16 protein-coding genes are annotated in these 22,224 nt (G+C 51.3%); 12 read left to right on the top strand and 4 right to left on the bottom strand.

All coding sequences use genetic code 11. The annotated features are described in order from the left end of the window. Positions 1 to 329 precede the first annotated feature (329 nt). The 3 genes from E6W40_RS22845 to E6W40_RS22855 all read left to right on the top strand — a co-directional run bounded on the left by E6W40_RS22845 (position 330) and on the right by E6W40_RS22855 (position 3,428). Positions 330 to 1,658 (top strand): MATE family efflux transporter, encoded by a 1,329-nt coding sequence (locus E6W40_RS22845; protein ID WP_136608209.1) that lies wholly within the window; start codon positions 330 to 332, stop codon positions 1,656 to 1,658. 162 nt (positions 1,659 to 1,820) lie between these two features. Further along, the gene (locus tag E6W40_RS22850; protein WP_136607861.1) at positions 1,821 to 2,411 is read left to right on the top strand and encodes a TetR/AcrR family transcriptional regulator; all 591 of its coding nucleotides are present in this window, start codon (positions 1,821 to 1,823) and stop codon (positions 2,409 to 2,411) included. 99 nt (positions 2,412 to 2,510) lie between these two features. Next, entirely contained in the window at positions 2,511 to 3,428 is a 918-nt protein-coding gene (locus E6W40_RS22855; protein ID WP_136607862.1) for an SDR family NAD(P)-dependent oxidoreductase, read from the top strand. Positions 3,429 to 3,483: 55 nt separating this feature from the next. Here E6W40_RS22855 and E6W40_RS22860 read toward each other — a convergent pair whose 3' ends face one another. Together E6W40_RS22860 and E6W40_RS22865 are read right to left on the bottom strand one after the other, a co-directional pair. Beyond that, positions 3,484 to 4,869 (bottom strand): sensor histidine kinase, encoded by a 1,386-nt coding sequence (locus tag E6W40_RS22860; protein WP_136607863.1) that lies wholly within the window; start codon positions 4,867 to 4,869, stop codon positions 3,484 to 3,486. Beyond that, positions 4,866 to 5,543, bottom strand: coding sequence for a response regulator transcription factor (locus tag E6W40_RS22865; RefSeq protein WP_136607864.1), 678 nt, complete (start codon positions 5,541 to 5,543; stop codon positions 4,866 to 4,868). Before E6W40_RS22865 ends, E6W40_RS22860 begins: the two co-directional genes overlap by 4 nt. Before the next feature lie 214 nt (positions 5,544 to 5,757). Between E6W40_RS22865 and E6W40_RS22870 the strand changes: the two genes are divergently transcribed. The 5 genes from E6W40_RS22870 (at position 5,758) to E6W40_RS22890 (ending at position 17,265) form a co-directional block, all read left to right on the top strand. Continuing rightward, positions 5,758 to 6,495 carry a phytanoyl-CoA dioxygenase family protein gene (locus E6W40_RS22870; protein WP_136607865.1) on the top strand — a complete coding sequence of 246 codons (738 nt, stop codon included), beginning with the start codon at positions 5,758 to 5,760 and terminating at the stop codon, positions 6,493 to 6,495. Between the two features lie 32 nt (positions 6,496 to 6,527). Beyond that, on the top strand, positions 6,528 to 7,394 hold the full coding sequence (locus E6W40_RS22875) for a helix-turn-helix domain-containing protein (RefSeq protein ID WP_136607866.1): 867 nt from the start codon (positions 6,528 to 6,530) through the stop codon (positions 7,392 to 7,394). Between the two features lie 85 nt (positions 7,395 to 7,479). Then, a complete protein-coding gene (locus E6W40_RS22880) occupies positions 7,480 to 8,613 on the top strand; it encodes a GntR family transcriptional regulator (RefSeq protein ID WP_136607867.1) in 1,134 nt (377 codons plus the stop codon). Between the two features lie 157 nt (positions 8,614 to 8,770). Continuing rightward, complete coding sequence (locus tag E6W40_RS22885; protein WP_136607868.1) at positions 8,771 to 11,983, top strand: alpha-mannosidase; 3,213 nt, start codon at positions 8,771 to 8,773, stop codon at positions 11,981 to 11,983. A gap of 320 nt (positions 11,984 to 12,303) precedes the next feature. After that, complete coding sequence (locus tag E6W40_RS22890) at positions 12,304 to 17,265, top strand: immunoglobulin-like domain-containing protein (RefSeq protein WP_136607869.1); 4,962 nt, start codon at positions 12,304 to 12,306, stop codon at positions 17,263 to 17,265. Between the two features lie 155 nt (positions 17,266 to 17,420). Here the strand turns inward: E6W40_RS22890 and E6W40_RS22895 are convergent, their stop codons facing one another. Together E6W40_RS22895 and E6W40_RS30390 are read right to left on the bottom strand one after the other, a co-directional pair. Further along, positions 17,421 to 18,188 carry an MFS transporter gene (locus E6W40_RS22895; RefSeq protein WP_342774725.1) on the bottom strand — a complete coding sequence of 256 codons (768 nt, stop codon included), beginning with the start codon at positions 18,186 to 18,188 and terminating at the stop codon, positions 17,421 to 17,423. 20 nt (positions 18,189 to 18,208) lie between these two features. Beyond that, positions 18,209 to 18,586 carry an MFS transporter gene (locus E6W40_RS30390; RefSeq protein ID WP_342774726.1) on the bottom strand — a complete coding sequence of 126 codons (378 nt, stop codon included), beginning with the start codon at positions 18,584 to 18,586 and terminating at the stop codon, positions 18,209 to 18,211. Positions 18,587 to 18,727: 141 nt separating this feature from the next. Here E6W40_RS30390 and E6W40_RS22900 point away from each other — a divergent pair, with 141 nt between their 5' ends. The 4 genes from E6W40_RS22900 to E6W40_RS22915 all read left to right on the top strand — a co-directional run bounded on the left by E6W40_RS22900 (position 18,728) and on the right by E6W40_RS22915 (position 22,206). Next, positions 18,728 to 19,087 carry a winged helix-turn-helix transcriptional regulator gene (locus E6W40_RS22900; protein WP_136607870.1) on the top strand — a complete coding sequence of 120 codons (360 nt, stop codon included), beginning with the start codon at positions 18,728 to 18,730 and terminating at the stop codon, positions 19,085 to 19,087. A gap of 190 nt (positions 19,088 to 19,277) precedes the next feature. Then, a complete protein-coding gene (locus E6W40_RS22905) occupies positions 19,278 to 20,327 on the top strand; it encodes a Gfo/Idh/MocA family protein (RefSeq protein WP_136607871.1) in 1,050 nt (349 codons plus the stop codon). Beyond that, positions 20,324 to 21,259, top strand: coding sequence for a Gfo/Idh/MocA family protein (locus tag E6W40_RS22910; RefSeq protein ID WP_136607872.1), 936 nt, complete (start codon positions 20,324 to 20,326; stop codon positions 21,257 to 21,259). Before E6W40_RS22905 ends, E6W40_RS22910 begins: the two co-directional genes overlap by 4 nt. A 62-nt stretch (positions 21,260 to 21,321) precedes the next feature. Beyond that, on the top strand, positions 21,322 to 22,206 hold the full coding sequence (locus tag E6W40_RS22915; RefSeq protein WP_136607873.1) for a sugar phosphate isomerase/epimerase family protein: 885 nt from the start codon (positions 21,322 to 21,324) through the stop codon (positions 22,204 to 22,206). Positions 22,207 to 22,224 lie beyond the last annotated feature (18 nt).

The following is a 22,224-nucleotide window of genomic DNA, read 5'->3' on the forward strand; positions in this document are numbered from 1 at the left end:
CGGTGTGATCCAGGAGGAGAATATCTCTTTCTGGATTTTTTTTAATTATATCTTGATAATAAATAAACTATAAAATATAATGTCTAAGTATTAATCAAACGAATTAATTAATTGTCTATAAAAATCGAAATAATGGTTATTCTGTCACCTTCTTGGCCCAAGCTGTTGTAAATGAGGTGCTTTACCTTTACTTTCGTTCAATTTATAGGATAAAGGGAGATGGTGTAATGAATTCGTCACAGCAAGCCGCCGGACATGCGGCGGAGAACCGAAGGCCTGAGGGGGCGCCCCAGCTGGCTTCTCAAGTCCAGCCCGGCGTCTACCGTGCAATGATCGCTTTTTTGATTCCCCTGCTTCTTAGCAATGTTCTGCAGTCCATCGGCCAGTTGGCTGGTGCGATTGTTGTCGGACGCTGGATCGGAGTGGATGCACTCGCAGCATTATCTGCTTTTTTTCCACTCTTTTTCCTGCTTGTATCGTTTGTGATCGGAATCGGTTCAGGCAGCGCAATCCTGATTGGCCAGGCGTATGGAGCCGGAAATATGGATAAACTGAAAAGCATAGTGGGAACGACGCTGACCTTTACCTTCCTGCTCGGTATCGTGCTCGCTGCAGCGGGTGGTATTTTTACGGAGGATATTCTGCGCCTGGTCGGCACCCCGGCTAACATTATGGAGGTCACGGTAAACTATGCGCGCATTATGTTTTGGAGCCTGCCGGTTATGTTTCTATATATGGTATATACCACGTTCATGCGGGGAACCGGCGATTCCAAGACACCTTTTTATTCACTGATCGTCAGTACGGTCTTGAATCTGGTATTCCTGCCGGTTCTGATTTTCGGATGGCTGGGTCTGCCCAAATGCGGGATTTACGGAGCAGCATATGCGAATTTGATTTCAACCGTCATTACGTTTGTTCTGTTGCTTCTGTATGCGCATTGGAAGAAAAGCCCGCTTCGATTGGATGCTTCAGTCCGCAAGCATTTGCGTATGAACGAGGAGATGCTGAAGCTGCTGCTCCGGCTGGGGATTCCATCCAGCGTTAGCATGATTCTCGTTTCATTGTCTGAGATTGCAGTAATCGTATTCGTGAACCGGTTTGGCTCAAATGCCACCGCCGCGTACGGATCGGTCAATCAGGTGGTGAGCTATGTGCAGATGCCGGCAATCAGCTTGGGCATGACGGTTTCCGTCCTTGCGGCGCAGTCCATTGGTGCCAAACAGCAAGAACGTCTGAAAGAGGTCATCCGCGCCGGCATCGTCCTGAACTATATCATCGGCGTGGTGCTCATGATTCCGATTTACATTTTCTCGAAAAATATTTTGTCCTGGTTCATTACAAGTCCGCAGACGCTGGATATTGCCCATCAGTTGCTTATGATTACGTTATGGAGCTACCTGATTTTTGGTCATGTGCAGATTATTGCGGCAACGATGCGGGCGAGCGGGGTTGTGTTCTGGCCGATGATTTTCAGCGTGATTTCGATCTGGTGTGTTGAGGTGCCGGTGGCATACTTGCTCTCCTACCATACAAATCTCGGCATCCGCGGCATTTGGCTGGGATATCCGGCAGCATTTATCGTCAGCATGATATTGGTCTATTCTTATTACTGGCTGTCATGGAAAAAGAAACGGATTATCAGTTTGGTAGAGTAATGATATAAAAAAAGCTTAAAGCCGGGCTCTGCCCGGCTTTTTTGCATGATGCCGCATTTGACACAGGATCGTTACACTTTTCAATTGCCGTTAGTAAAAATTTGAAATATACTCAAAATAGAACAATCGTTCAAATGAATTGAAGGATAGAAGGGCATTCAAGTGAATAAACGTCATTACAACAGCGAGGAAACAAGGCAGGTGATCGCCGAGAAGGCGACGCAGCTGTTCGCCCAAAAAGGCTTTGCGGGAACGTCGATCGCGGATATTTCACGGGAATCAGGATTCAGCAAAGGGCATATCTATTACCACTTTGAAAATAAAGAGAAGCTCTTTGTGCATTTATCCCTGGAAACGATGCGTCATTGGGGTGAAAAGTGGCAGGCGATTGCCGGCTCGTACAACACCTCGGTTGAGAAGCTGTACGGGATGGCCCATTTTGTCATGAACAATTACAAGACACCTTTGCTCCCAGTCGGACAGGAGCTCGCCATGAATCCGGGTACCTCTCCCGACACACTGCAGGCGCTGCAAGGGCTTGCGGTTACGCCGATGGCAGCCTATGCAGCCATTTTTCATGAAGGGGTAGCGCGCGGTGAGTTCGACATCGACAATGTGGAGGAGACGACCCTGCTGTTTGGGACCTGGATGGGAACGTTGTGCCAGTTTACGCTGACGATGGAAGGGGAACCGCTGCAGCGTCTATTTCAGCAGGCGGTGACTATTTTTGTGGGAGGCATCCGGAAAAGATAAAGCTTGATCCGGCTTGCTTTTCATTATTCACATTAGAACGATTGTTCTAAAAATTCTAATCTCGTGAAACGATCCAAAACAGAAGGGGAGAAAACGACTATGGAAAATCAGCGGACAGCATCGAATTTTGCAGCGGAGACGACACTTCAAACTAACGATCGGAAAGTGGCAATTATTACGGGAGGTGCATCGGGCATCGGGCGCGCCCTTTGCATGGAGGCTGCGGGCAAGGGAATGGTCGTGATCGTATCGGATATCAATCAGGAGGGCGGCGAAGCTACAGCCCGGCAGATCAATGAATCGGGGCAGGGAGAGGCTTGTTTTGAAAAAGTGGATGTAAGCAGTGCCGCGGCGGTGGAGGATCTCGTGAACCGGGTATTCGGCACATACGGCAGACTTGATTATATGTTCAACAATGCGGGCATTGCGATGTACGGCGAGCTCTGCGACATGACGCTGGAACACTGGCAGAAAATCATAAACATCAACCTGTGGGGCGCAATCCATGGTACGCATGCCGCCTATCCGCTGATGAAGCAGCAGGGGTTCGGCTATATTGTGAATACTTCCTCCGCTACAGGTCTCGGACCGGCACCGATGACATCTGCTTATGCAACCACCAAGCACGCCGTTGTGGGCATGACAACCTCGCTTCATTATGAAGCCGAGGCGTACGGCATTCATGTCAGTGCCCTATGCCCCGCTTTCGTGGACACGCCGATTTACGCAACCGCTGATGCCGTTGGCATGGATAAGGAAAAAATCAACGAGCAGGTCAAAAAGCAAAAATCGATGACCCCGGAACAATTCGCGAAAATCGCATTTGCGAAAATACACCGTCATGAGGCGATCATTTGTCCCATGCCGATGCGGCGTACCATGGATGTCTTTTTTATCCTTTTCCCTGGACTGCATCGCAAGCTGATGCGGCTGGTCTGCCGGATTTCCAGAGAAGCCAGCTTGAGAGGCAAGGCGGGATATCGGGGTTCAGAAACTACGAATACGCCTATAATCTAATAAAAATCAGGATGAGCTGTTTTCGAACCAGATCATCCTGATATCGTCCATGCAGTTATCGGAGCGGCAGGCAGATATGAAATTCGGTTCCTGCGCCTTCCCTGCTCTCCACCGTTATGTTACCGCCATGCATGCTGATGATTTTATGAGTAATCGCCAGTCCCAGCCCGCTGCCCGTCTCGCCTTCATGGCGGCTGCGGGCTTTATCGGCTTTGTAAAAGCGGTTGAAGATATGTGGCAGATTTTCTTCGGATATTCCGATGCCGGAATCTTTAAAATCCACGTGACAGTTCTGTTCATCCTGATGCAGCCGGATCGAGATAATGCCGCCTTCCGGCGTGAATTTGACGCTGTTCGTCATCAGATTCACCCATACCTGATGCAGCAGCTTCTGATCTGCGCAGATGCTCACCTCGGGAAGCTGCATATTCAAGGCAAGTTCCTTTTCCCGCCAGCTCCATTCGGTCGTCAGCAGCACTTCCTTGATCTGATCGGCGACATTGAAGCGGGTCTTCTCCAGCACCTCTTCCTCTTTATCCAGCGAAGCCAGCATCAGCAGCTGCCGGCTCATTTGAGACATACGCCTGGCCTCGCTTTCGATGACAGCAAGGTAGTGCTTTCGCTGTTCTTCGCTTACTCCGCCGGATTGCAGCGTTTGAGAGAAGCCCTGAATGGAGGAGAGCGGCGACTGGATTTCATGCGATACGTTAGACACGAACTCCTGGCGCATCGCTTCGAGCTGCTCCAGTCCTTTGGCCATCTGGGAAAAGTGGCTTGCGAGCCGGCCGATTTCATCCTTCCGGTTCACGTTCAGCTTCAAATGATACGTTCCCTGCGAAATCAGCCGCGTGGCTTCGGTCAGCTTCGTGACCGGCTTGACGATATACCGGGTGCTGATGACGACGAGCAGAATGCTCAGCAGGATAATCAGAACAACAATGACCGCCAGAAAAATATGCAGCTCTCCGAACAGCATATCCACATTGGGCCGCACGAATAGGGCATAGGTTTCCGTACCATTTTGCAGTGGAATACCGATGGTATTGATCAGCGTGTTATCAAAAAAACCAGTAATGAAGGCTTTGGAAGGGAAGTGCTTGATGCCGTGATACACTTGCCCTTGCTGCACCTGCCGAATGATCGAAGGGGAGAGCTCTTGATTGCGGAATTCCCCGCCGTAAAAGATGCCGCTGCCCCGCGGGTCAACGACGTAGATCTGGTAGCCGAGCGTGCCGATGTTTTGGAGATAAGGCTCCCTTTCCTCCACGGGGTTGGTCTCGTAGAAATGCTTGATGTTTTCCGCTACATGCGTGACTTTGCCGTCGTTTACAGGCTTTAGTTCATACTGGTAAAAGATGTTGGCCGCGACAAAGGCGAGCACACTGCTCAGCATCATTACGGCAATTGTTGTGAGGACGATCCGCATGTACAGGGATTTCATGGTTTGGCCGCCTCCAATTTGTAGCCGATGCCGCGCACGGTGCGAATGCTGAAATCATCGGTCAAATCCGCGAAGCGTTCCCTCAGCCTTTTGATATGGACATCGACCGTACGGTCATCTCCTTCAAAGTCCGATCCCCAGATCAGCTGTATCAGTTCCTCTCTGGCAAACGTGCGATCGGGATAGCTGGCCAGCTGTGTCAGCAGCTCGAATTCCTTCATGGGCAGCATGAACATATGGTCGCCGCAGTGCACCATGTAATTTTTTGCGTCAATCACGGTATTGTTCAGCTTGATCACCTGTGAATTGACCATCTGATAGCGGCGCAGCAGCGCCTTAATCCGGAATACCAGCTCCTTCGGCTCAAAAGGCTTGGTCACATAGTCGTCGGTGCCTGCCGTATAGCCCTTCTCTTTGTCAGGCAGCTGATCCTTCGCCGTCAGCAAAATTACGGGAAAATCGAAGTCCTGCCGGATATCACTGCACAGCTGCAAGCCGTCCTTGCCCGGCATCATGACATCAATCACCGCGAGATGAACCTTCTCTCTGGACAGTACTTCTGAAGCTTTGATGCCGTCTGCCGCTTCAAACACGGCGTATCCTTCATGCTGCAGGACATGTCTCAGCAGTTCACGAATATGAGCATCGTCATCCGCCACTAAAATATGAATCATGAGGTCAACTCCCCCGCCAATCGGTAGTCAGTAGTAAGTATTTCTATTATACCTGCAAACAGGGCTTGTACACACGTGGGCGATGCAGACCATCCATGACAACAATCCGAAAATATGCACACTTTTCCCGGCAATAAACGAAGCATGAGATCAAGAGCATCCGTACCATTAAAGGTGTAACAAATATCACACGCCGCCGGGAGGATGAGACGATATGAACCAAGCCAAGTTGACAGTGGAAGAGGTTAACGATTACCGTAAAGATGGATATGCATTATACAAAAAACAGCTGTTTAGTCCGGAAAAATTCAGCGAGCTGAAGCAGATTTTCGAGGAGCAGCTGGCCGAAAAGGGAAATAAGCTGTCTGATGAGCTCGATACACCGCATTTTCGCGATGAGCGCCTGTTTGATTTTCTGATGAGCGACGAGGTGCTGGATTTGGTGGAGACGGTTATCGGACCGAATATCGGTTTGTGGTCGAGCCATTTTATTTGTAAAGATCCTTACACGGGACGCGCTACGCCTTGGCATGAAGATTCCGCCTATTGGGAAGGCCGCCTTGACCGATTCGACAAGATTGTGACCGTCTGGCTCGCGATCGACCGGAGTTGGGAGGAAAACGGCTGTATGCGCGTCATTCCGGGCACGCATGATAACGGCTTTTCCGATTATGAGGATGTGGATGGTAAAATAAACACGTTCTCCACCCAGATTAAAGGCGTGGATGAATCCAAAGCCGTGTATTTTGAACTCGAGCCTGGAGAATGCTCCCTGCATGACTCGCGTATTATTCATGGAGCCCAGCCGAACACGAGTCCATACCGCCGCTGCGGGTACACGATGCGTTATTTTTCCACGGAAGCGAAGGTTCTGCCGGAGAAAAATGCAGGCTTCCGGATTTGGTTGGCTCGGGGCAAGGATATCGCAGGCAACCCGTTTGTTAACGTGTAATATATATTAAATGAATAAGAAAGGGTGACGATATGGACGACAATCAGCCAAAACGGCTGCTAAATGAGCATTATTTGTCCCAATCTTCTCCCTTTCGCATCTTCAGGCATCGGATCGATGGGGCCGTCGAGGTGCACTGGCATGAATTTTTTGAAATGGCGTTGGTACTCGAAGGCTCGGGCACGCATGTGCTGAACGGGAAAAGCATGCCCCTTGAAGCAGGCAGCCTTTTCCTGGTCACGCCGGCTGATTTCCACGAAATCATTCCTGATCCGGGACGTGTTATCGTTTTGTATGATGTGGTGTTTACCCAGCATATGCTTCGTCAGGAACTGTTCCAGTGGCTTTTTCAAAGCTCCACCGAACGGGTTTATGACTTGAATGAGCAGGAATGGAAAGCCTTTCGCGCCGAGTTTGACCGGATGTGGGAAGAGAGTGAGCAGAGGCAGACCGGCAGCGATTGGGTCGCCCAGGGTGCCCTGGAGCGGGTATTGATCGATTTGGCGCGATTGGGGACATCAGAAGGACAGGATTATCCGGCAGGCGGGCATCTGCACCCGTCCATCCGGGCCGCGGTAACGTATATTCAGCATCATTTCCGGGAGCCGTTGACGCTCCATCATGTGGCCAGGCATGCCGGCCTGTCAGACAGTTATTTCAGCGAATGCTTCCGAAAGCAGCTTGGCTTGCCTTTTCAAGTCTTTGTGCAGGAGCAGCGGCTTCAGTTCGCAAGTTCGCTGCTGCGGCTGACGGAGCTGCCCGTTACCGAGGTATGCTTTGCGTCAGGATTCCGGACGTTGAACCATTTTGAACGTGCCTTCAAAAAGAAATACAATCGTACTCCCCGGGAGCTGCGAGGCAGAAAGCGGTTGCAATCCGTTGACTTGTCTCATGGCTAAGATGATATAATGCTTACATAAACATGCCAAGAAAAATGAGAACGGTATGGAAGCGAAGGATAACACATCAATGGGGGATTAGCTAATGAGTCAGGAACGGGAACCGCTGTATATCCAGATTCAAAATCACTTCAAGCAATTGATTTCATCCAGACAATTGGTTGAGGATGATCGGATTCCAACCGAAAAAGAATTGATCGACCAGTTTCAGGTCAGCCGCATTACGGTGGCGAACGCACTGGCGGATCTTGCGAATGAAGGCTGGATATACCGCATACCGGGCCGGGGCAGCTATGTCAAAGGCATTCCGGAGAGCTACATGAGGAGCGCTCGCAGCAGCGCTGTCATTTCGGAGATCCATGCCAAGCATGCACCCAAAATCGGACTCATCTTCCCGTCGATTGAGGATTTTTTCGCCATACAAATGGTAAGAGGAATCCGCAATGCGCTGAAGGACAGCAAGTATTCACTGATTGTGATGTTTACCTACAATTCCAAGGAGCTGGAAAAGGAAGCGATCCGCGAGCTGCGCGCAAGCGTGGACGGATTGATCATCTTTCCGGTTGATGCCGAAGTATATAACGAAGAAATCATTGCGCTGAAAATGCAGAACTATCCGTTCGTGCTGCTGGACCGCCATCTGCCGGGCGTTGAGACGAATGTCGTCCTGTCGGATCCGCTTCAAGGTTCTATACTGGCTGTGGAGCATCTATGGAACCAGGGACACCGCAGTATTGCGATCTGTTCGGATACGCCGATGCCAACCGTGACGGTGGAGGAGCGGATTCAGGGATATAACGAGGCCTTGAAGCAGCAGGGGGCTCTGATCAATCCGGCGCTTATACTGACCGATTTCAGTATCCAGGATGCGCCCTATAAGGAAGATTACGCGCTGCACCGTTTTATTAAAAGCAGAATGGCGACCGCCTATATCGCTTTGAACTGCAGGCTTGGAGTGCATATTTGGTCCGTAGCCCGAAAGACGGGTCTGCGGGTACCGGAGGATGTGTCCATCATCACCTTTGATAATCCAAGCCCGATGATGGAGGAATTCAGCGTATTTTCGTATATCGACCAGAATGAAGAGCAAATGGGCTTTGAGGCAGCGAGCAGGCTGCTGAGCATGCTTGAACATCCCGACAGCACGCCGAAATACAGCAAAATCATTTTACAGCCCGAATTGGTGATAAATCAAACTACAGGCCCTGTACCTTCCTGAGCAGTAAAACAATGAATAATGAGAACCGGTTTTCCCGAGGGGGACCGGTTTTTACTTTTTTTTATTAATGAGTAAAATCAAATATTTTATATTAGACATAAATGATATATTATATATATTAAAACAGAAGTACGGAGAAGGGAGCAGATGAACAGTTATGAGATTCGTTCTGCAGAAATTGGAAAATCGTATCCGGGAGCTGGCCGGACTCAGATATAGAGAGGGCCGGACTTTAGATGCCATTCATATGGTGCCCGATGTAAAAAACCTAAAGGAAGCATGGCAGCAGGCTGCTTCAGGTCCTGTGGTCCGCGTTGGCGATCATTGGGGCGGAAGAGACCAGTACGCCTGGTTTATGACAGAAGTAGAATTCCCTCAGAGCTGGAAGGGCCGTGATGTGATTGGTCTGATCAAGCTTGGGGAAACGGGCGGGGGCAACTGCAGCGGCTATGAAGCCCAGGTCTACTTGAATGGGGAGCCTTTGCAAGCAGTGGACCGAAATCATGCCGAGCTGTTTTTCCCGGCAGATACGGTGGATGCAGGCAGCGCCGAGCTGGCTATTTACGCCTGGAGCGGACTGACAGCACCAGATGGACGCTCGCCATTCGATCATCGTATCGACTCGCTGAGCATGGCGGTCCTGGACGCAGATGTAGATGACTTGTATTATACATCGCTGCATATGCTGCAAACTGTGAAGCAGCTGGATGAACGCCAACTGGAAAGACATGAGCTGACCTCAGCCTTGGAAGAAGCGTTCCGCTGTCTGGACTGGAGTCAGCCTGGCTCCGAGGGATTCTACGCATCCGCGGTGGTGGCCCGTCAGACGCTGCGGGAGCGGCTTGAAGCGATCCCGCGCGGGCCTCGCCCGCAGGTTACTGCGGTGGGACACTGCCATATCGATGTGGCCTGGCTGTGGCGTTTGCAGCATACGCGCGAGAAATCAGGACGGTCGTTCTCAACGGTTCTGCAGTTGATGGAACGCTTCCCGGAATATGTATTCCTTCAATCGCAGCCGCAGCTCTATGCCTATCTGAAGAAGGACTTCCCGATGCTGTATGACAAAATCAAGAACCGTGTTCAGAGCGGTAACTGGGAGGCAACCGGGGCAATGTGGCTGGAGTCGGACTGCAACATTCCTTCCGGCGAATCGCTGGTCCGCCAGCTTCTGACAGGCAAACGCTTCTTCAAGGATGAATTCGGCGTGGATAACCGTGTGCTGTGGTTGCCTGATGTGTTCGGTTACAGCTGGGCGCTTCCGCAGATCCTGAAAAAGAGCGGCATCGATTATTTCATGACGACCAAGATCAGTTGGAGCCAATACAACCGCTTCCCATATGATACCTTTACCTGGAGAGGGATTGACGGAACGGAAATTTTGACGCATTACATTACGACTCCGGATAATGACGGCAGCTGGTTCTATACGTACAACGGCAATGTGACAGGCGCTTCGGTTCAGGGCTTGTGGAATAATTACCGTCAAAAGGATATCAATGACAACCTGCTGCTGGCCTACGGCTGGGGTGACGGGGGCGGCGGTCCGACCCGCGATATGCTCGAGGCTGTACGGCGTTATGAGGATATGCCAGGGGCACCTCAGGTTAAGGCGGGTGGAGCGGAAGATTTCTTCGTCCAATTGGAAGAACAGGTCAAGGATCAGCAGCAGCTCCATTTATGGGACGGCGAGCTCTACCTCGAATACCATCGCGGGACCTATACTTCCCAGGCTTACAACAAGCGGATGAACCGGTGGATGGAGCTTTTGCTGCATAATGCGGAATATTTGAATACCTTCGCGCTCGCTTTAAATCCGGAGCATGCTTATCCGTCCGCACAGCTGGCGGAGAGCTGGGAGATCGTTTTGCGCAACCAGTTCCATGACATTATTCCGGGCTCTTCCATCCATGAAGTGTATGAGGACAGCAAGATTGAATATGAGGAATCGGAAAAGCTCGCGCTTGCGGCAATTGAAACTGGGCTAGCCGGTCTGAATGGGCATAAGGGTAGTAAGGCAGAAGACGGTGCGGAAAAAGGACTGCCTGTGCGCATCTTTAATTCGCTTGGCTGGACGCGCTCCTTCCTGGCTGAAGTTGATCTGGATGATACAGCGGCTTTCAGCTGGTATACCGCAGACGGCGTGAAGCTGAATATTCAGCCTGCAGCGGAGCAATCCGCAGCACAAGCGGGCAAAGTACTGGTAGCAGTTCAGGATGTCCCTGCTTATGGATATATTACGATTTACGGGCGCAGCGAAAAAGATAGCAGCTCAGTGGATGCGCCTGCTAGTGAAGGCCATGCTTCGGAATCATGGAGCATCAAGACGGATTATCTGGAAACGCCGTATTACAGCATCCGTCTGAATGCATCCGGTCAGATCGTCTCACTTTTTGACAAGCAGGCCGGACGTGAAGTGCTGAAGCCGGATCAGCCGGCAAACGTGCTTCAGGTGTTTGAGGATAAGCCTATGGCTCATGATGCCTGGGATATCGATATTTACTACCAGGATAAAATGACTGTCGTGGACAATCTGCAGGAGCTGACAGTACTTGAAGCCGGTCCGCTGCGGGGTGTGCTGAAGCTGGTCTACAGCTACCAGAACTCTACCATCGAGCAGCATTTGACCGTTTACCGTGATCATCCGCGCATTGATTTTAAGACGAGCGTGGACTGGAACGAGCATCAGCAGCTGCTGAAAACGGCATTCCCTGTGGAGATTCGTTCGACGAAAGCGACCTATGAGATACAGTTCGGCAACGTGGAGCGACCGACGCACTGGAATACGAGCTGGGATTATGCCCGGTTTGAATCCGTGGCCCAGCGCTGGGTGGACCTGTCGGAAGGCGGATACGGTGTCAGCCTGCTGAATGATTGCAAATACGGACATGACATCCGGAACCACGTCATCCGCTTGAGCCTCATCAAATCAGCTGTGTACCCTGACGGAAATGCGGATCAAGGGCTGCATGAGTTCACGTATTCACTGTATCCGCACAGCGGGGGATGGTATGAAGCCGGAACGCATCAGACTGCTTGTGAGCTGAATGCGCCGCTGATGTCCGCTGCCGTTTCAGGCAGCGCCGGACTCCCTGATGTGCTTGGCATGCTCAAGGTAGATGCCCGCAACGTCATGATCGACACGGTTAAGAAAGCTGAGGATGGCCAAACGCTGATCGTACGCCTCTATGAATTCGGAGGCATCCGGACGAAAGCGGCGGTGTCGGTTGACCCGTACCTTGGAACGATTCGCACAGCGGAGGAAACCGACCTGATGGAGGAGCATCCAATAGCGCTGCCGTTTGCCGGACGGGACATCGAGGTCGCCTTGGCGCCGTATGAAATCAAAACATTGAATATTGCGTTTTCCTGAGTTGGAATCTAAACGAGATGGAAGTGAAAAGAGGGCGCCTGAGGCGTCCTCTTTTTTTGTTGTGGGATGGCGCTGGCTAGAGTTAAGCGAGAAGGAGTGACTATTCATGAGATTCGATTCCGGTCCCTCTAAATTCGTCTAAATTTGTAGAAACATGTAAAAAAATGTTCAGAATCGGTTCAGTGGCATCTGTTACATTTCAATCATGGATAGGTATTATGACTCATTCAAAGGAGTATGATGTGCTCAATAAAATCATTTTCTGATCGGAAGGTCGCATTGTCGCCGAACAAATTTTTATATTAAAAGGGGATTGGAACATGTTTAAGAAAAAACTGACTTCCTGCTTGTTGGTTATTGCGCTGATATGCCTGCAGGCGAGTCATTTGTTCGTTTCTGTCGGTCATGCTCAAACGGATAAACAGAATTTTTTGACATTTAAATACGATCAATTCAACCAGGATGGAAGATTGAAGCTGAACGGCAACTCGGCGATCGTGAACAAGGTGCTGAGATTGACGCCGAATGTGGGTGGTCAATGGGGAACCGTGTTTAACAATAACCGGATTTCCTTGTCCAATAATAAGTCCTTCAGTACGTATTTAGAATTCAATATGACCAAGGGTAGCGGCCAAGTCGTAAACGGTAAGCCGTGGACTTGGGCGGACGGCCTGGTCTTTACCGTTCAGACAACTTCGAATGGTGCCGGAGGAGTGGGTTCGGGTCTTGGATATGCCGGAATCGGCAAAAGCGTCGGCGTCGAGTTCGACACGTTCCGCAACGGTCCGGACATCGGGAACCTGGGCGACCCGGCAGGTCTCGGAGCAAATGCCTCGGACAGTATTTATACGAATCACACGGCGGTCGACATCAATGGAGACGTGAACCATAGAGTCCAAAAAGAAGCGACTGCCGCGAACTCTTTCATCGGGGATTACCGCAACCTGGATAGCACGCCGGACATCCGGATGCGTCAAAACACGGCAACTCAGCATGCATGGATCGACTACAACGGTGAGGACAAGTCCATCGAAGTGCGGATGAGCACGACCGATATCCGTCCTCAAGGATATGTTCTGCGCAAAACCGGCCTGGATTTGACGAACATTTTGCAGTCGGACGATGTGTATGTCGGGTTTACGGCTTCGACTGGTTCGGCATGGCAGGAGCACAACGTTACCAAGTGGTACTTTGCCAACACCTATAGCCCGATCGATATCCATTCCCAGAATTACGTGGAGGCGCCGAAAAGTGTGTCGTTCACCCCGACTGCAGAGGCTGATCAGCGCGTAAAGCTGGACATCTCCACGCTGGAGGTCAACGACACGCCGGCAGGAAACATTCCCCTGACCCTTAAGGTTGATAATCCCGAAGTGCGCATTGTCCAGGATCGGGTAACGACCGGTAATGATGGAAAAGCATTTACTTATTTAATATCGGATAAGCAGATCACGACCAAGGTGCGGATCGAAGGGCCAGGCGGGATTTTTGCCGAGAAAATGGTGACGATTTTCCCTTACGTGAATCCGAATCTGAGCTTAAGTGAACCAATGCTGCAGGAAGCGCCTGAAAATAACGGTTCCGTAGCAGGAGAACAAACCATTTACATTTCTAGCGGAACGTTTAGCCCTAATATTCAAGCGAGTGATGTAAAAGTCAACAATCTGCCAAGCGGTTTGGCCCCTTCCGTCGTACCAAGCGGGGATGGAAAGAGCATTGCGGTATCCTTTAACGGGCAAGCGGCAAACCATAGCAAGGAATTTTCATCGAACCGCGTCTCCATCACGATCAATAAAGCAGCGATCACGGGAGCGACCAAGGATTTGACGACCCCTGTCTTTTCGATCGGCTTTGCCGATCCGGCACGGATTCATGTCCAGGAAGGCGAGATCGCAGAGGTTGCTGATTTCAGTCATGGATGGGTTCAAGGATCGCTGAATGTCAGCGTCGAAAATGGCATCTTTGCAGCTGATATCGCTACCGGCGATGTTAACCTGGATCCTTTGCCAAGCGGAATGGCCGATCCAGAAGTGACTTTCGTAGACCCTTCCCACATCACAGTGACTTTCGATACGTATGCGAATGATCATGATAATGTTAACGATCTGATGTCGTCGCTTGTCGTTGATGCGAGTAAAGTAATCGGAAGCAATGGATACAATCTGACCAGCAACTCCTTTAAAATCAATTTCAATGAACCCGAACCGTACTTGTTGGTGCAAACGCCTGAGCTCCGGGAATCGGATGATAACGATGGCGCACTGAGCGAGTCCGCGAATACCATCGTCGCAGCATTGTATCATGGATCGTTTCACAGTCCGCTGACGGTTCAGGACATTCGGATCGATAAACTTCCGCCAGGACTTGAAGTCGGCTCCGTAAGCAGCACAGATCACGAGCTATCCATTACGCTGACCGGCAAAGCGCTGGATCATTCGGCGGCGAATAGCGTTTCGGATATCGTCCTATCCATAGCGAAGGAATGCATTGACCCGAACGAGGAAAGAATCGATGCTCCGGGCGAGAAGATCACGTTGACCGAAGACGTAACATCGAATTCGTTCGGTGTTATGTTCCAAGACCCGCCGCCAACCATTACGGTGACACCGGACCGTATTATGGACCAGCCGGATGGAACGATTGCTCCCGAGCTGACGGTTACGCTTAGCAACGGCAAGTTTGCTCCTGAAGCGGGAACGGGCTTGATCGTGAATAACTTGCCTGAAGGTATCACGTATAGTGTCATCCAAAAGGATGATCAGACTATTATCGTAACTTTTACTGGCCAGACCATCGTAAAAGATGATGTTTCCAAGTATGCGTCAGTCACGATTCAGCCGAATGGAGTGGAGGGGACGGGGAACAGCCTGACCTCCAACAGCTTCTATTTGGACGTTCCTAGTCAAAATACAGTGGTGCAGCTGGATAAGAACACATTGGACATTATGTATCAGGACGGCGATTCGAGCACCAGCGTTACCGGCGATGTCGGTTTGAAGACGAGCGGAGCGAACGGCTCCCGGATTACTTGGACCTCCAGCGATTCCGGCGTGATCGGGGCGGATGGTACCGTGGTACGTCCAGCAGACGGCAAGACGGTTACACTGACCGCAACGATTACCAATGGCGACGCGAAGGATACCAAAACCTTCACGCTTTTCGTCAAAGCGCGGCCGAAGACGGATCAGGAATCCGTTGAGCTGGACAAAGCCGATCTGAACATCGACTATCATGAAGGTGAGGACGAAAATAACGTAGCAAGCGACATCGTGCTTCCGAAGCAAGGAGACCATGGAACCGAGGTCATTTGGACCAGCGAACCGGAAGGCTACGTCGATCCGGCTACCGGAAAAGTTACGCGTCCGGCTTATGATAAAGGAGATCAGACGATCACCTTGAAGGCGACCGTTACAAAGGGAGACGCTACGGAAACGAAAGAATTTACGTTGATCGTCAAAGCACTGCCGATGTCGGATCAGGAATCCGTTGAGCTGGACAAAGCCGATCTGAACATCGTATATCGTGAAGGCGAAGACAAAAATAACGTAACAAACGACGTTGAGCTTCCGAAGCACGGAGAGCATGGAACCGAAATCACATGGAGCAGCGAACCGGAAGGCTACGTCGATCCGGCTACCGGGAAAGTTACCCGTCCTGCCAGCGGTCAAGGGGATCAGACGATCACCTTGAAGGCGACCGTTACAAAAGGAGACGCTACTGAAACGAAAGAATTTACACTCACCGTCAAGGCTGAGGCGCCTGCACCGGGTAACGGCCAAGGAGGCGGCACCGGCGGAGGATCGGGAGGATCAAACCCATCTCCAGCGCCGGCTCCACAGCCTGAGACCGAGACGATTACACTTAATGTCCAGGTAGGCAAAGGATCGCAGTTCGAAAACGCGGCCAAAACGACCATTACCCGGACTACGCTGCCGGACAAAACGAAAAAAGACACTGTCAATTACACGCAGAGCCAGGCCGAGGAAACGGTGAAAATGGCTCAAGCGAACGGCTCGACGACGGCCCGCTTGTACATTCCGGATGCGAAGGACGAAGTATCATCCATTGATGTCAACATTTCCAAAGATGCCATTGAAAAATTGGTGAGTGCAGGCCTGGATTTGGATATATATACGGAAAACGCCCAAATCCATTTACCTGCTGAATCTTTATTGGGGTTAACTAAGGACCTGTATTTCCGTGTCGTTCCGATTAAAAAGGAAGATGAACGCAAGCAGGTAGAAACGCGTGCCAAGCAGGAGAAAGTGGTTCGGGAAGTTCTCGGCAACGGCAGCATCTATGTTGTTGGACGTCCAATGACGATCGAGACCAATATGAGCAGCCGCGCCGTGACGATCATGCTGCCGCTGGATCCGTCCTCGATTCCTTCGGGAGCCGCGGAACGGGAAAGATTCATGTCCAATCTGGCCGTATTCATCGAGCATAGCGATGGCGAGCGGGTTCTCGTGAAGCCTGAGATCGGCACATATGATGAAGACAGAATGGGGCTTTCTTTTAACATTACGAAATTCAGCACGTTTACCATCGTAAACATTGATAATCTTGCCCAGTATTTGAAGGATCACGGTCAAAGCCTGGGGCAGGCAGGAAATATAGGCTCCGGCACTTCGGCAACGGATTCCGAGGGGAACCATAGAGCCTATATCAAAGGATACCCTGATGGCACATTTAAGCCGGAAAAAAGCCTCACCCGAGCCGAAATGGCAACCATGCTGACGCGGGTAGGTACCGGAAAAGCCGGCATCCTGGAACCGGTGAATTATCCGGATATGACAGCCACGCATTGGGCCAAGGATGCCGTTCTGGAAATGACCAAGACGGGATTGATGAAGGGCTTCCCGGATGGACGATTCGGTCCGGAACGATCGATTACCCGAGCGGAGATGGCTGCGATCGTCACCCGCTGGCTTGGTCTGGAAGAAGGAGCCGAAACTTCCACTGCAAGTGATATGAAGGATATCCAGGGGCATTGGGCCGAGAAGGATCTGGAGCTGGTGATCCAGGCGGGCATTATGAAAGGGATGCCGGACAGCACGTTCCGTCCCGACAAGCCGCTGACGCGCGCCGAAGCCGTAACGGTACTGAACCGCATTCTGAAACGCGGTCCACTGGAAGGCGTGGTCGTACCGACATGGAAGGATGCTCCGTCCAAGCACTGGGCTTACCGGGATATTGAAGAGGCTTCCCAAGATCATTATTTTACGCGGACAAGTACGGGGAATGAACAAATTAAGCTAGGACCTTCCGCAGTCGTAAAATAAGATTTACGAAGGTTTCATGGTCTTTGATTTTTAACTGGAATACGTTATTGAGGGCCTGCCGGTCAAACGGCAGGCTCTTTTATTGTTGAATTGATTTGTCAGAAGGCAATCAAGCACAAGATTCAGGTTTTATACCGAGTCCCATAAGAAAGAACTTACAATGTCTGTGGAGCACGCCTATTTCCCAGTGAAAAGCTCAGCACAGCTGTTCCCAATCCCAGAACAACCACGATACCGGCGAGCCATGGATTGTAGAGTACCGTGGATGTTTGGCTAATCAGCATTCCGCCTGAACCGGCACCAGCCGCAAGTCCCAAGTGGATCATCGATGTGTTCAGGCTGAGAACAAGGCTTGAGGACCCGGGTGCCTGTTGAATGAAGTGTGTCTGGAGGGCTGGCCCGCCCATGAACATCGAGAACATGACGATGGCGATCAGCAGGCATTCGGTGATGATGGAGCCAGAGAACAAGGGCAGCAGAATTAATGCAGCTGCATGGAGGATTAAGCTTAAGACGATGATGCGCTTGGTTCCCCAGCGATCCGCTCCGGAGCCGCCCAGCTTCGCAGCAAGGGCGCCAAGTATTCCGTAACCAAGCATGAGGAGGCTGATTGCGGCGGCATTCAGGTGGAGGATGTCATTAATAAATGTCGTCAAATACGTCAAAAGAACGGAATTGCCGGACTCGCGAAAAAAGGTGAGCACGAGTAGACTGACGATGACGGTAGAACCAAGGACTTTGAACTGCTGCCGGAATGAGGCGGGCATATCGCCAGACATGCGGGGAAGGAAGCGGTGGATAATGAATGCCATACCTAAACTGAGCAGCCCCAGAATGATGAATATAGCCTGCCAGCCTAACCATCCCGTAATGGCAATTCCAATCGGAACGCCCAAAATCATGGCGGAGCTGAATCCGAGCACAATGGTACCGATGGCCCCGCCTATTTTTTCGGGAGGTACGATTTGGCGGCGGCCCCGAAGGCCGTGACCAGATATACGCCCGAGCTGACACCCAGCAGTACCCGGGATACCAGAATAACGCTAATGTGAGGATAGACAAAGGAAGCGACACATCCGAGCATAAATAGGGCGAGGGAAAGGAGCAGCACCTTTTTGCGTTCCCAGCGTGATGTGAAGAATATTAGGATTGGCGTTCCGATAGCGAAGGCAAGCGAGTAGGCCGTAATCAGCTGTCCAGCGAGTGCAATGGAAATATGGAGATCCGAGGCAATAACATATAAAATACCGGATACCACCAATTCAGAGGTTGCTGTGAGAAAAACACCTAAAGTCAAAATATATATAAACAGGCGATTCATGTAATTCATTCCTTTCAAAGGGTTTTAGAGAGCTCTTGATTGCATTATAATGACGGTACATTACTTTGGTAAGAAGGCAAAATATTTGGAAATAATCCAATTAAATGGATTAACTTACGAATAGTAAGGAGTTGAAAGAGGATGGAACAAGATCAGAAGGTAGAACAGGACTTCTCGAATATTTGCTCGGTGCTGCAAATTCTGGGAGCGAAATGGGCATTTTTAATCATTGCGGAGTTGTCGAAAGGACCCAAGAGGTTTAATCAACTGAATCGGGATTTGGCAATCGTAAAAACTCAGTCCCTGTCCAACGCACTGCGTCATCTGGAGGATAACGGAATCGTTCTGCGCCAAGTGTTTCCGACGGTGCCGGTCACAGTGGAATATTCGCTGACGGAGAAAGGCATGGACTTTAAGACGGCGCTTCAGGAGATGGAACGTTGGGCGGCCAGATGGAATGGACAGGAACTGTCTCAAGAGGATGATAGAAAAAAAGCTTGAACAAATGGAATGAAGAGGATGCTTCGTGCATCTTCTTTTTGTATACATCTTTTCAGATTCATCTCCCGTTCTGCGGATACCGCCTAAGGTGTGAGCAAAGCGTAACAACGGAGGATTGGCGGCGGAGAATCAGCATTCTAGAATGGGGGATGTAAACCATGGTGCACTCACCGATAAGGAGGAGATTGCAATGACGAAAAAAATGCGTTTTGCCATTGTCGGCGCGGGTGTCATATCCCCGCTCCATGCACGTGCGATCATAAGCCATCCGGAGGCGGAGCTCACAGCCATCGTTGATGAAGTGCAGGAAAAGGCTGAGGCCTTGGCCAAGGAGTTTGGGTCGCCGCCCATATATGCCACGCTGGATCAGATGCTGAAGGATGGAGAAGTGGATGCGGTCTGCATATGTGTTCCAAGCGGTCTGCACCGGGATGTGACCGTGGCTGCGGCCAGGGCCGGGAAGCATGTGCTCTGCGAAAAGCCGCTGGGCATTACGGCGAAGGATATGGATGAGATGATCGAGGCGTGCCGCACGCATGGCGTGAAGCTGGCCACCGTGTTCCAGAAGCGGACGACGGAACTGGCGCTCCTGACCAAAAAGGCGGTGGATGAAGGCAAGCTCGGTCGTCTGGTGCTGGGCGACGCGTACTTGAAATATTACCGTAGCCGCGAATATTACAAGAGCGCCGGTTGGCGCGGAACGTGGGCGCTCGACGGCGGCGGGGCGCTGATGAACCAAGGGGTCCACGGCGTGGATATTATCCGCTGGCTGATGGGCGACGTGGAAAGCGTATTTGCCTATGCCTCCCCGCTGATTCATGACATTGAGGTGGAGGATACGGCCGTTGCGGTCGTGAAGTATACTAGTGGTGCTTATGGCGTCATTCAAGGGACAACAACGGTGAATCCGGGTCAGGAAGCCCGTTTTGAGATTCACGGCGAGCATGGGTCCATCATTTATGGGGACAGCGGATTCAAAGTATGGAAAACCATTGATGGAGACGAGGCTCCGGGCAGTTCGTTAAAGGGGGCATCCGACGGTACCGATGATCCGCAGGCCATCTCGTCTGATGGACATTATATCTTGGTCGATGACTTGATCAAGGCAGTGCGGGAGAACCGTGAACCGCTGATTTCCGGAGAAGAGGCTCGCAAATCGGTCGATTTGATTCTGGCCATTTATGAATCCGCCCGGACCGGCCGGGAAGTGCGGCTAAAGCCGGGAGGTGCAGCGTTATGAAAACGGGGCTGCTTAACATTGGCATGATCGGTCTTGATACATCCCATGCTCCCCTGTTCGCTGAGATGCTCAATCATTCCGGACATCCTCATCATGTCCCAGGTGGAAGGGTGACAACGGCATTTCCGGGAGGATCACCGGATTTCCCGCTCAGTATCAGCAGAGTTCCAGGCTACACCGCGCAAATCCGTGATGATTTTGGTGTCCGGATGGTTGAAACTGTGGAAGCGGTTGCCGAAGAGACGGATGCGCTGATGCTTCTGACCGTTGACGGCAGGCTGCATGTGGAGCAGTTCGAGGCAGTGGCTCCTTACGGTAAACCGGTATTTATCGATAAGCCGTTTGCTCTTAGCCGCGGGGATGCCCAAGCGATCTCGCGTCTTGCCAGCAAATACAATGTACCATTGATGAGCTGCTCATCTGTCCGCTTCGCGGAGAATCTGGCCGCCGCCGCAGGTGAGACGGATAAAGGTGAACTCTTTGGTGTAGATTGCTACGGTCCGATGGAGCTGCAGCCGACCCAGCCGGGATTCTTCTGGTACGGAATTCATATGGCTGAAATGCTTTACCGCTGCATGGGCACAGGCTGCACTGAAGTGAGGGTGACAACGGGAGAAGAGCATGACCTGGCCATTGGCATCTGGGCCGATGGCCGGATCGGTACGCTTCGCGGTAACCGGAAAGGTAACAAGCGCTTCGGGGCTCTGCTGCACCGTGAAAAGGAAACGGATCATGTGGATATCTATGCCCAGGAAAAGCCTTATTACGCCAGTATGCTGGAAGCGGTCATCCGAATGTTCCAAACCGAAACACCGCCAATTCCTATTACCGAAACCCTTGAGGTTATAGCTTTCCTTGAGGCAGCGAATGAAAGCAGAATGACCGGTAAACCTGTTCCATTGAACATCCATGAAACCGGCGCAAACCTATAAAGTCAATCCATATGCAGTAATAAATATCGTGAATCGTTAGTGGAGAAAAGGGGGACGATGCCATGGCAGGCTTTCATTTGGGGGTCATCACGGATGAAATTTCGCAAAACGTGGAGGATGCGATCCGGATCGCCAAGCAGTATGGTCTTGACGGCTTGGAGCTGCGGTCAGTGGATGGTAAACAGCTGCATCGCCTCAGTGTTCAACGGCTGGAGGAGATCGCCGCTATGATTCATGACGCAGGTTTAAGCGTCTGTGGGTTGTCCACTCCGGTTTTTAAGTGCAATCTGAAAAACAAAGAGGAGGTAGCTGCGCATCACCGCTTGCTTCGCCGGTATGCGGAGCTGGCGCGGCGGCTGGATACCCGGATTATTCGGGGGTTCAGCTTCTGGGCGGACGACCGGGATTTCAGTGCAGCATATCCGGATATTGTGCGGGAGCTACGGCGCACCGTGTCTGTACTGGAGGAATACGGGGTGCAATTTGCCTTGGAAGCGGATCCTTCCGTTTTCGCGACCAACGGGTCAAAGGTTGCCGCACTCGTGCAGGAAGTGTCTTCTCAATGGATTCGAGCTTTGTATGATCCCGGCAACAATATGTGGGATCCGGAAGGCGAGTTGCCTTATCCGGACGCTTATGATGCGCTGCGCAGAGATATTTGCCATATTCACGTCAAGGACGCCGTGCGGGAACAAGGCCGGACGGAGGCTGTTGCGATTGGCATGGGCCAGGTTGGTTATGAACGACTGCTGGCCAGGCTGGCAGAGGACGGCTATGATGGCTGGCTTGTCGTGGAGACCCATTATCGGCTCACTTCCACGTTGAGTGAAGAACAGCTGAAGCGTCCGGCGGGATATGGATTTTCCGCCGGCGGAGAAGAAGCGACGGTTGAATGCCTGGAAGGCTTTCTTAATCTGTTGGGACAGCATGGACAGAAGATCAGCTGACAAGCCTTGAAGGGTTGT

Origin of the sequence: Paenibacillus dokdonensis (assembly GCF_004916975.1) — a bacterium.
Taxonomy (GTDB): Bacteria; Bacillota; Bacilli; order Paenibacillales; family Paenibacillaceae; genus Paenibacillus_AQ; species Paenibacillus_AQ dokdonensis.